The sequence below is a fragment of the Methylobacter sp. genome, assembly GCF_023227905.1.
In the GTDB taxonomy this organism is placed as follows: Bacteria; Pseudomonadota; Gammaproteobacteria; order Methylococcales; family Methylomonadaceae; genus Methylobacter_A.
This window is the reverse complement of the sequence record NZ_JALOCF010000086.1, coordinates 1-11,533: the sequence shown is the minus strand read 5'-3', so window position 1 is coordinate 11,533 and position 11,533 is coordinate 1. Positions and strand designations below refer to the sequence as shown.

Genomic DNA, 11,533 nt, shown 5'->3' with positions numbered 1-11,533 from the left:
TGGGATAAATCCAATGTGCCGAAAGGCAGTTGATAACGTCCCGGTTTGATTTCAACTTCAACTCCATCATCTCCATCTGGATTTGCCAAGCCTTGCGCAAGTGCTTGATTATAGAGATCATAGGTTAACCGGTAGCGTGAATCGGAAGGCTTAAACTGAATCGTTTGACTATCTCCCGGAAACAGCAGCGACCAGGCATAAACCGCGGCCGCCAGGAAATAGGCATGATCTTCTGTTTTTTGACCATGCAGCAACGACAACTCCGCCAATGCGAACAATTTGTCCTCATCGCCACTTGGTTTAAGTTCGGCGTGGAGTTCGGCCAGCACTTTTTCAGGCTCATTTTCGAACCTATCCATCAGTCCATTGCGTCTGAGCACCGTTTTTGAAGCTTCGGAAGGACTTCCCGATGATAAAGCGTTCTCTGTATTCAACCGATAACCGGTCTGAATATCTACCGGTTCGATACCCACCGGCGTGGCGCAACCCTGAATTAACAAAACGACTAAAGCCAATGCGGGAAATCTTAAAAACCTAGTCGGCAAATGCGCGATCGAGGGTTGGACACTTGTTTTAATCATGAATATTTACGGCTAATAATTAATCGGATAAAAAAATTTTTATATTTATCGTGGGTATTCTTCATCGATTTTGCCAACTTCCACCCCGTAAACAGCTCAAATAAATACCTTGTTTATGGCTAACAGTATGCCTGGTCTTTGTTGCACAGGTATTACGTTAGGCCTCAACGCGACAGCAATCAATAAGCCTAGCTGTCGATTGCCATCATCGTTACTATCAAGGTTAGCCAACACACAGCCATCCACTGCATGGCAGCAGCGATGGCTATAGGTTATCAAAGCGGTCTTAGCGTAAACGGTGTCGGATCGGTCACCATTTCACCCGGTTTGCGATTGGCGATCTGGACGAATTGATCGGCCCAACGATCCATGATGCCTTTGGCGGGCCCATACCAAGTGAGACGAGTCAAATCTATTGGCCCGGCATCTTGCATGTCGCGGTCGGCAAAAGTGGCTACTACTTCGCCTGTTTGAACATCGCGTAAGCGTGCTTCGAAGGCTGCCCGGCGTTGGTTAATCGCGCCTGCCGCTGTTCCAGTACCGAGAGGACCCGCCCAACTCAGTGCGTGCAGCATGGATTGGGAAGGCATGACTTCGATCAATGCAATCTCCAACTGCAAGGCCGGTTGCCTGTGCTGGTTCGCATAGTCGTTCAAAGTAAAGCGATGGTTAGGGTCTTCCCTGAATTTTTTGATGACTTGTTGGCGAAAATACACCGCCAGTTCTTCAGTATCTTTTTTGACATCGCCAATGATATTGGCGCTACTGATGCTATGCAGCCAATCCATTTTTTGCATGTATTCGGTGTTGACCGGGGCAACGATCAGCTCGCGATAGTTCGATTTGTCAAAACCGGGTTTAATCCAGACTTTTTGAAACGGTAAATCGGCACGCTTGCTTTGTAGCTCAGGGTGTTCGATGAAACCTGCATCGGGCGCGGGTTCCACGGCTTCAGCCTTAATATCATTAGTACCGCTTCGAACCATGCTACAGCCGGCTAAAGCCATGGATATTGCGATAGTAAGATAATTTAGTTTATTCAAATTCATAGGTTCTCCGGTAAAACATGGATATAAAATGAGCTTGGAAAGTATGGGGTTACTGTTGCAAGCTAACATTAGGGGATTTAGCTTTTCTTGCTTAGTCACTCTTCAGCTAATCGGCAATCCCGTTAATGGTTTGCCTCAGGCTGAAGAATGAGGACTACTTTTCCATCAAAGGAATTGACGAGCCAATAACCACATCGCCGGCACCTTGTAAAACAGCCTCTACTTGCAGAAAACGTGCTGCGATTACTTTCGAAGTGGCTTTTGCCACTTTGGCATAATATTTTTCAAGCAGCGCGGTGCGCTGTTTGCGGAAATTGAGTGAACGTTTGACCAGTTTATCGGCATCCTTATCGGTGATTTTTTCAAAGTTAGCCGCATAGTCCTTAATGATCGACAATCGTTCGTCGTTTAACGACGCTAATTCGATGTCATAACGATCATATTGCTCCAAAAACTTTTTTTCTTGGTCCGCATTTAAGTGCATCGCCTGCTTGACGAATTCCAGCTTATCCATGCGAGTGGCAAAACGAAACATCTTGATTTCGTTGCTCTCTGCTGCTACATCGGCAGATGGAGCAGCGGATGGCGGCGTCTCTCCTTCAGCATAGGCGACATTATTAATCGCTGGAAGACTAGCAGTTGCGAAAGCGACAAGCATGGCTAGGTGTTTATATTTCATTTCTTCATTCCTAATTTTGGGTATGAGTTTCAACTACATAAAAAAATTAAATAGCTGTTATTTACAGCCTTGATTATTACGGGTCTTAACACAGGTTGTGCCGCCCGGTGTCTGGACAACGCCCACACCGTTTTTGGTTTTGGCTTCGCCACCCCGACTGGTTTCAGTGGTTTTAACGCCGAGGTCGTTAGTTTCAGTCTTCTTGACAGTTCTAGTGTTTGGGTTGTAGCTGCCGGCATTCTCGCCATTACCACAAACCACTTTGCCAGTGGCCGTCCTCACACAATCGGCATTAGCGAATGCGGCTGAAGACAAAACAAAACAACCAGCTAACAACATTATTCTGCTTACCATTTTTCCATCCTATCGTTTATTGTTAAAAAATCTCGTCACTGTTTGTTTATTCAGTTATAGGGAATGGCGTCTATGTTGAGGATCGAAACAATTACCACGCAAATCCCTTGGCTGCCATACAGGCGTTATACGCTTGAGTATAGGCATCGGCCGACGCACTTTGTTGTTGCTGGGCTTGTGCTTGTTGCTTACGCTGTTTTGCTGCGCCTGCGGCAGCCCCCATCTTGGCGGCGTCCTGCATTTGGTTGCGGGTATATTCCTCGGCGACCTCATCAGGCACATTGCCATACTGGTTGGCCTTACTTTTGCCCTTGGCGGCACCGGCCAAGGCACCGGCAGCAGCTCCTTTGGCACGACCGCCAGTTTGCGGTTGCTGAGCTGGGACCGATGCACTGGATTGCTGTTGAGCGATGCTTTGACACTCGGCTTTGGCTTGGTCAAAGCTAATCTCCGCCTGCGCTAGACCGGCGAAAACGATAGTGCAGACACCGACGCTTAAACGCATGTAATTTGTACTTAACATTATTGATCTCCTGATAAATTTAAGCTTGAATCTCATGGCTGAGTCTCGAAACGACAAGCTTCGCGACCTTGCCAAGAATGCATTAATGAGCCCGTTTATTCGGGTGCCTGGAATGGTTCCCAAGTCGAATCCGGGTTGTACTCTTCCAACTTCTCGACGGCTTCCGCGGTTTTTTGACCCAAATCTTTTTGAAAAACCTTACCCTGATGATTGACTGCGAAGGTCATGATGCCGGATGAACCGTATTGGGCGGGAAAGGCGACCAAGCCGAAGCCGGCAATCATATTGCCGTTGATGATGTAGTCGTACTTGCCGCCAGGCACAGCGGCACCTTGCCGGGTCAGTATGCGGTAGAAATAGCCGTGATAGGGCGAAGGCTCTTCGCTTGCCTCCCGGGTTTTGTAGCCTTCGGCTTTGGCTTGCGCAAACAGCAGCCCGAGCGGACTTTGCGACTGCCCTTCCTCGACTTCCCAGAACAGGCCATCAAACTTGCCCGGTTCGCTCTGCAACTTTTGGGCGTACTCGGACACACCGTCACCGTCCCTATCCACATTGGCATACTCGAATTGGGCTTCAACATAGCCACGCATCGCTGCTACCACACTGAGCTCGTTACGGCCGATACGTCGATTCAAAATTTCCTGGCTGCCTTGCTCGGCATCGAACTGCCAGTTATCGCCTTTTTTCACGATCGGAATCGGAAAGGGCCAATCGTTGCTGCCGACATGCAGAATGGCTTTGTCTTCGCCCGACGCTTCTATCCGCATTTTTTTCTGGGCCAAGGCGACAAATTCCGCTCGGTTGTTGTTATCTTCGACTGTATCACCGGACGATAACAACTCGGTCTCCTGGTTGCCGAACAACGCAATCAATTGTCCGTTATCCTTGCTGACGAGGACTTCCAGCAATGCCTTGACAGCTTCATCAGGATTGGAAAATTTTTTTGCCGCGACAATATTTGCCACGGCAGGCGCGGCCACTGCAAGCGGCTGTGTTTCCGCCTGAGCCGTTAAAGATGCTGAAATAAGGGTCGCCAGCAAAATGTGTGTCGTTTTGCGATTCATGGAGAAAACCTCTGTCTGAAAAGCTTGAGTGAAATCGGCGGATATTGACCTAGGAGTACATAACGAATGACGCCTGCATTTATCCAACCCATTAAAAATACTTGCGAACGGATTCATCATCGACGTCTGCCGCCTCCGCCTTGAAAACCACCGGCAGACCGCAGATTTCCGGCATTCGCCGAGCGTTGCATGCTGGCGGCACCACGCTGACTAAAGTTCTGAGTGGCACGCGTGTTACGCGAAGCGTCAAACGCATTCGGCCTAGGCGTTTGAATGGTTTGCTGGGCGCGTGGCAGCTGGGTTTGCGCCGGTTTGGTGAATCCGCTGCCCGCAGTTAAGCCACGGCTGTTGGCACCGCGCTGACTCTGCAGCTGTGATGTTTGGCCCGAGGTTTTTAATCCTTGCAAGGCACTTTCGCCAGCAGATCGCCTTGTCATCGCTGTAGGTTTGTTTTGCACCGCCTTAGGCCGGGACTGGGCGACCGGTTTTTGCGCCAGCTGCCTTTGAATGTCTGCGCTGGAAGGTCGTCGCTCAGCGGGTAAATTAGTTGCCGAGGCACGCTGCCCGGTCTCCGTAAAGCCGCGGGCTGAAACCGGCAAGGTTTGCGTCGCGCCAAGCCGTTGCCCGGCTAAAGCCGGCTGTTGGACTCGACCCAACCGTTGCTGTGCCGCCTGCGGATAGGGCTGTCCCCGTCTATGCCGAGGGTCGGATCGCCAACCGGCCGGCTGCTGGGAAGGCCGCAAATCGTTCTGGCTAAAATTACCGCCGCGGTCGATATTGATTTCGTTGCCGGAGATATTGATATTTTTGTTGTAGTTGACGTTACCGCGATCGCCGTAATAGCCACCACCGCCATACCAACAATTACCGCTATGGCAGACGCTATTCCCATAGTAATGACCGACGTAATAATCATCGTCGTCGGCCCATTCCATGATGCCCCAGGTCAACAACCCGCCTACCACGGCGCCGGTCGCGAAGTTCATCCAGCTGTCATTACTAGAGCTGGTAGTGGTCGTGGTCGGCGGATAATAGCTAGGGTAATAGCTCGGCGCGGGTACAGCGGCATTGACATTAACGACCGTTGCAGGCGGCGGTGCCAGCGGTGCCTGGTAAACCACCTCCGGTTTATATTGCGGCACGTAGACCGTATCGGCTTTCGCCGGTTTGATGCTGATCTTTTCCGTGGACACGTTGTTTTTGGCAACCCTCTCGGCGCTGACTTTCTGTTCCGGGCTATCTTTCAAAAATCCGGCATCCTTGGCACGCTTGCGCAAGGCTTGTATCGATACCATGACATCGCCGGGTTTGGCCAGAAAGGCATCGCCCAGCTGCGTGGTCCAGTCCAGATGATCGTTCATCATCTTGATCACTAGCGGCACGCTGGCCAGTCGCATGATGCTGGCATCCCAATCCTTGCTATTGAGAGTTGCCAGATCGGGTTTGGTCTCCAGCCACCTGGCCGCCTGTACCACCTCGAACGGATAGGTCGAGGCCACCAATAGCTCCGCCAGCAACGGATCGGGATACAAAGCAATCGGCGCCACCAGCGATTCCAGATCGCTCAGAGGTTTGGTGGGCGGCGCGACGACTGCCGCCGGCGCGGGTTCGCTCTGCACAACCGGCGTTTGGCTAGGCGGCGGCACTTTGTTGGCTTGCTGCTCTTCCTTGTTGCACGCAGCCGGCAACATAGCCAAGGCTATCAACATGGCTCGCAACAGAACGCCATTATGCCTATGGAAATCAGTATTTGTTTGCTCGGACTCAACGGTAATCGCTTTCATCTTGTCACTCTTAGGTTATGTCGACGGCATTCCCGACGGAGACGAAGGGTTTCCTGCATACAGGTTTTTAGCCACATAAAACGGCCGAAAAAATGGAGACTTCCTCGCCACTGGTCCCGTCGATTCCGTGTGGCGATAGCGTCAGGCTCAATATCGCCGCAGCAATAATTGGGGAAATACGATATACATTCACTAAAGGATGTGGCCTTTCAGACATTGTCATCACCTCGAACCTGCTCGGCAAAACCGAGTCCATAGGTTTGACTGATGAAGCGAAATTCGCAGGACGGCGGTTCGCTGGATAATTCCATCAAGGCAGCCAACTGACTGAAATGATGAGATGCAATCATACGACGCAATTCTTGTTCTGATTCCCAAACTTCGTCATAACAAAGGCAACGAGGCCGAGCCACGCTTTTGTAAACTTCGACATTCATACACCCCTGCAAAGTGCGCGCGCTTTTTGCCAACGCTTGCAAAGCGGCGGTCAAGTTGCGGGTTTGATTGGGCGGCGCCCTGAGTAAGAGGTGTAGTTCGATCATGACTTAATTCAAAGCAGAATATGAGCCACTTTAAGACCAAACAAAACAAGACAGAAAAACTATTGAAGTAACAGTCTGTTACAAGAAATACCAAGAAAATTGACAGGGTATTACGCGCCTATAAACCCACGAAATATCGTGGTTTATCCGAAATAATACTAAACGGAACTTGGTCGCCGTATGCCCAGCCTAGCCATACGGCTCTCCAGCGTGTTGGGATTGAGTCCCAGAATAGCGGCCGCGCCACCTTGGCCGCGCACTCGCCAGCCGCAAGCATCCAGTACATACAAAATATGCTCGCGTTCGACTTCTTCCAGGGAAACCAGACTGGGTGTGGAGGACATTGCTACAGTGCCCAAGCCATCGACGGGCAAAGCAATTTTAAGAACAGGTCCTTTGGCCAGAATAACGGCACGTTCGATGACATTCCGTAATTCACGAATATTGCCGGGCCAGTCATAACGGCACAAGCTCTGCAAACTATTTTTATCCACCGCATCGATATTTTTATCCATGCCGGCGGCAAACTCCTGGACGAAAGCCTCGACCAGCTTGGGTATGTCTTCCCGTCTCTCACGCAACGGCGGCATCTGCATAGGGAAAACATTCAAGCGATAGTAAAGATCTTCGCGAAAACGGCCTTCGGCGACTTCTTGAGACAAGTTGCGGTTGGTAGCAGCGATGATCCGAACATCTACCTTGATTGGTTTTGGGTTGCCAAGGCGCTCGAATTGCTTTTCCTGTAACACCCGCAACAGCTTGGCTTGGGCTTCCATGGGCAATTCGCCGACCTCATCGAGAAACAAGGTCGAGCCGTTGGCCAGTTCGAAGCGCCCGATTTGCTTGGATAGCGCACCGGTGAAAGCGCCTTTTTCACGGCCGAACAGTTCGCTTTCGATCAATGCGGCGGGGATGGCCGCACAGTTGACTTGAATCATGGAGCGGTTTTTTCGCGGACTGGCTTCGTGTATGGCCCGCGCCAACAACTCTTTCCCGGTGCCGGTTTCCCCGCTGATCAGCACCGAAGCCGGCGTTGCCGCTACCTGCGGCACCTGCTCCAGGATACGCCGTATTACCTCGCTACCATTGACGATTTTTGAGCCCTTGCGATCGGCTATTTCATCACGCAAATAAACATTTTCCTGCTGAATCCTTTCTTGCAGGTTCTGAATTTCTGCCAGCGCAGCCTTGAGTTCATCGTTGGCGCGCCGCTTTTCAGTTATATTTAAACTAGCCCCCATCATGCGCTCAGGCTGACCAGCGTCACTGAATCGGCATTTGCCGGTAGCACGGATCCAATGTTCGCTACCATCGGGATGCACTACCCGATATTCTTCCTTAAAGTCGCCGCCGTTTCGAAACGCCTGTTCCACCACGTTTTTAACACGTTCACAATCTTCGGAATGCAGACAGGCCAGAAAGCGTTGCATATTCAGTACATCGTCGGGCGATACGCCATAGAGTTTCCGAGCCCTATCGGTAGCCCAGATGGTATCCGATGCAATATTCCAAACCCAAAGCCCCACATCGGCCGCCTCGGATGCCAGTCGCATTTGTTCTTCCCGACTTTGCAGCGCTTGCAAATTGTGTTTACGCTCCAACGCATTGGCAAACACATCGGACATCAAACCAAGTCCGCGCACGACGTTGTCGTGCCATTGCCGCGGACGCGAGGAGGCGAAGCCGATGCCACCGCGTAAATGACCGCCGACAATAATGGGAAATACCAAGTCCGCTCTGATGCCGTAGCGAAGAAATCCTTCTCTATCCATGGCGGCTTCGGGCGGCAATTTCTCGACGTCATGCATGATAAAAGGCTGACCGGCCAGCAGAGTCTTGGTGACGTAGGGTCCTTCCGACATCAAGGAAGAACTCAACCAAGGTTTTACGCAGGATTTGTTGGCGTATTGATACTTCGAGTAAAAGTCTTGCCCATCCTCGGTTAACAAACCCAAGGCAATGTGGTCCAAATCCAGGTTTTCCGCAATCCGGCGCAGACTTTCTTGAATGACGTCATCGACCGTATCGCTGGAAATACGCATGAAATCGGCTGAAAGCTCAGCCAATAGAGACTGAAATCGCAAGTGATGTTCCAGCTCGTTCAATACTAAAGGATTGTTTTGATCAATCACGAAAACCTACAAGCTGACATTTACCAGCGATGATTATAAAACACCATTCCTGGAGGGTGTAAGAAGTTTTGTAATGGAATGGACGCCCACTATGGAAAACGGCGTCTAAATTTTGCCAGTTTTACAACACCAGTACCTACCCACTATCATGTTGATATTATTACGTACGCCATTTTTGACTGGAAAATTCAACGCTGATTAGTGGCAAATATTGAAAGCCGTTTTCCATTGCATACGGTTACAATCGGCTTTGACCCGATAGGTACCGTCCGGAAGAAAAATCAGCGTGTATTTGTTGAGATCGTCAATAACGAAATGCTGCAACTCCGATGTGTCCTCAAAACGCTCCCATTTCCGGACGATGCCGGTAAATGTCGCGTTCGAAGCGGTAGATACAGTCGAATCGGTGATCTTATCCGCACTTTGCGTCCACTTGCCGTCATGGAGGATATAGACTTGTTTCACCTGCTGACTCGGACAGCACGCCGGATCACGTGGACCGCTTGATACCGTTTCCAGGTGGACTTGACTGGCGGTAATCGATAATGCGCTGATCTGAACACGGTCGCCCAGTAAAATGTCATCCTGCTGTTGGGGTGCACTGCCGGTATTCCGCATCGCCATCAGAGACTTGAACGTACCTGAACCTCCGCTTTGCCATGCTAAAATGACTGCCGCATCAGTAAGTCCGTCATGATCCAGATCGCCGAAAGCGATCTTATCCAGAGTGACCTTATGCCTCTGCGTCACACCTTCTCCGTACTGACTGTTAAACTCGCCGTTGTCGAGATGAAACGTGCCCAATTCATTGATCCAGTAAGTTGCATTGGCAAGGTCTTTCTCCGTCAATGCCCGGCTTGCACTGCTGTGACCTGGTATATCGGTTACATTGCCACCGGAGGTACTGCCGCATGCCGTGATCAGGGTAAGAGCCATGGGGAATACGAGCGTTGGTAATTTATAGAAATGCATTGTCTGTAAAACTCCGGATAGATTCGATCTGACGGCATCAAAAACTTAAATTTACAAGAACCGTAGCGCGAAACCATGTTTGGGTTCTAGGGCTTATGCTTTGCAGCTATTGATCCATATGGCTTAAGCAAATTTCTTCTTCAACCTCCAAAAAACAACAGCGGAAGCCAGCACCATCGCGCATGCGGAAGCAATCAGTATCAAACCCAGAAACAAGGTTTGCCTGAACGTATAATCCACCAATTCTTTGCCGCCGGCCTGGGTTTGACTGAGCACCGCGTCCAATCGGGCTGGCAGTCCGTCAAGCTTACCGGGAGCCAGAGTCTGGTCGAAAGCTTGCAGCAATTTCACCAAGTCTTGCGCAGTGGCATTGATCTGCGCTGCGGCGGCAGTGTAGTCGTTGATACGGAAAGGTTCGGCGTTCGGGTTCGATGGGCTGGCTTGAAGTTGCCGAACCACATCTTGAAAGTACTTTAGAGTTGCGGTGGACGCATTGGACATCTGTGTGCCTGCGTCTAGTGCTTTCTCTGTCTGTGCGGCAAGGCTGGTGAGTCCCGGCTGGTGGGCGTCCAGGGCTTGGACGATCTGTTGGCGCTCGGCGCTGATAAATCCGGGCAGGCGCTCCACCGTCTGGCTGAACCGGTCTGCCGATTCGGACAATTGGGTGGTATTGGCCAGCAGTTTTTCCATCTGCGGCATATCCGCCGTATTTATGGCCAGCAACTCGGTTTCCCAGCGGATCAGGGTCGGCATGTGTCTGGTCATGAACAAGCCGCGTTCCGCGAACAGCCGGGTGTTGGCCAGTTCGCGAGTGGCAGGGTCCAGCCCCGCCAAGGGGTCGATGGAGAGCAGATTGAAAACACTAGTGGTTATCCCCGGGCGTGAACTGCGGGTTACCTCTGCGACGTCAGACGCGAAGCTAAGCGATCCGAGATCACCGGGCGTCCGCACATTCGGGCGTTGTTCGTGCCAAGTTTTGATTGCGGCGCGCAGTTCAGAGAGCTGTTCTTTTTTTAACGTCGTCGCGGCGATCTGCCAAATCTCTTTCTCTACATGTTGAGAGGCAAGCAGATAAGGTCTAGCCGATTCGCCATAGTATTTTGGTATCCAATAATCCTCGACATTCATCCTGTTCAAGCTGGCGAGGATAACCATATCGAGGAGGTTGGCATAAGTGTTGGCTCCGGTGGCGACGGCCAATATATCGTTAGTAATAGTGATGCGGCGGATCAGCAGAGTACGGCTTCGGGTGAACTTGTCATCTTCTCGCTGCAACTTGCCGATGGCGAGATTGAGCGATTCGATAGAATTGTCTGCAAACCGGAGCAACTGGGATTGCAGTTCGACGGGATCCGGCACGCCGCTTTCCTGGTCGAGCAACAACATGGAGCGGATGCCCTTTTCAGGCAATTCCAGAGTACTTTTAAGCAAATTGCAACCGCTCACACCCACGGCCAAGGCGAGTAGCAGAACGACTTTGGGAATCCAACTATGGATACCCGGACAGGAAGGCTGATGCACTGCGCTCATGAAGGTATCGACTCCTTAGGACATTTCTGATTAACAACAGCGCTGTCGGATTGCCACTCGTGTGGCAATCCGACAATTCCGGGCATTCGTTGGATTATTACTCAATTCCCCTGGATCGTAACAACCGGCAGTGGAACTTTCTCCCCTTTCTCCGCCAGCGTCATAATGATCATGAGAAACGAAAAGACGCCCTTTGACCTGAAGTCGCGGTCGTCGATCCAATACCAATAGTCGCGATATTTTACCGACGCGAAGGCATTATCCGGCAGCGAATTATCCGCATGAACCCTGATCAAAGTCGGCAGCGACTGGGCTCCTTCCGG

Annotated in this window: 12 protein-coding genes; all 12 read right to left on the bottom strand. The window is 51.0% G+C overall.

The window, feature by feature from the left end; genetic code table 11:
- Window positions 1-581 (bottom strand): hypothetical protein (locus tag M0R47_RS20645; RefSeq protein ID WP_292558244.1); only part of this gene is annotated, 581 nt, incomplete at its 3' end.
- 275 nt (window positions 582-856) lie between these two features.
- Window positions 857-1,630 carry a DUF3313 family protein gene (locus M0R47_RS20640; protein WP_292558243.1) on the bottom strand — a complete coding sequence of 258 codons (774 nt, stop codon included), beginning with the start codon at window positions 1,628-1,630 and terminating at the stop codon, window positions 857-859.
- Between the two features lie 154 nt (window positions 1,631-1,784).
- A complete protein-coding gene (locus M0R47_RS20635) occupies window positions 1,785-2,309 on the bottom strand; it encodes a hypothetical protein (RefSeq protein ID WP_292558242.1) in 525 nt (174 codons plus the stop codon).
- Window positions 2,310-2,366: 57 nt separating this feature from the next.
- Window positions 2,367-2,663 (bottom strand): hypothetical protein, encoded by a 297-nt coding sequence (locus M0R47_RS20630; protein WP_292558241.1) that lies wholly within the window; start codon window positions 2,661-2,663, stop codon window positions 2,367-2,369.
- A 91-nt stretch (window positions 2,664-2,754) separates the two neighbouring features.
- Window positions 2,755-3,186 carry a hypothetical protein gene (locus M0R47_RS20625; protein WP_292558240.1) on the bottom strand — a complete coding sequence of 144 codons (432 nt, stop codon included), beginning with the start codon at window positions 3,184-3,186 and terminating at the stop codon, window positions 2,755-2,757.
- A gap of 95 nt (window positions 3,187-3,281) precedes the next feature.
- Window positions 3,282-4,250: a DUF2950 domain-containing protein gene (locus M0R47_RS20620; RefSeq protein ID WP_292558239.1), complete on the bottom strand. Its 969-nt coding sequence runs from the start codon at window positions 4,248-4,250 to the stop codon at window positions 3,282-3,284.
- A gap of 116 nt (window positions 4,251-4,366) precedes the next feature.
- Window positions 4,367-6,034, bottom strand: a complete 1,668-nt coding sequence (locus M0R47_RS20615; protein ID WP_292558238.1) for a DUF3300 domain-containing protein — start codon at window positions 6,032-6,034, stop codon at window positions 4,367-4,369.
- A gap of 209 nt (window positions 6,035-6,243) precedes the next feature.
- Entirely contained in the window at window positions 6,244-6,576 is a 333-nt protein-coding gene (locus M0R47_RS20610; protein ID WP_292558237.1) for an antibiotic biosynthesis monooxygenase, read from the bottom strand.
- Window positions 6,577-6,734: 158 nt separating this feature from the next.
- Window positions 6,735-8,708 carry a sigma 54-interacting transcriptional regulator gene (locus tag M0R47_RS20605; RefSeq protein WP_292558236.1) on the bottom strand — a complete coding sequence of 658 codons (1,974 nt, stop codon included), beginning with the start codon at window positions 8,706-8,708 and terminating at the stop codon, window positions 6,735-6,737.
- Window positions 8,709-8,906: 198 nt separating this feature from the next.
- A complete protein-coding gene (locus M0R47_RS20600; RefSeq protein WP_292558235.1) occupies window positions 8,907-9,644 on the bottom strand; it encodes a hypothetical protein in 738 nt (245 codons plus the stop codon).
- 159 nt (window positions 9,645-9,803) lie between these two features.
- Window positions 9,804-11,210 carry a hypothetical protein gene (locus M0R47_RS20595; RefSeq protein ID WP_292558234.1) on the bottom strand — a complete coding sequence of 469 codons (1,407 nt, stop codon included), beginning with the start codon at window positions 11,208-11,210 and terminating at the stop codon, window positions 9,804-9,806.
- A gap of 101 nt (window positions 11,211-11,311) precedes the next feature.
- On the bottom strand, window positions 11,312-11,533 hold a 222-nt coding region (locus tag M0R47_RS20590; protein WP_292558233.1), incomplete at its 5' end, for a hypothetical protein.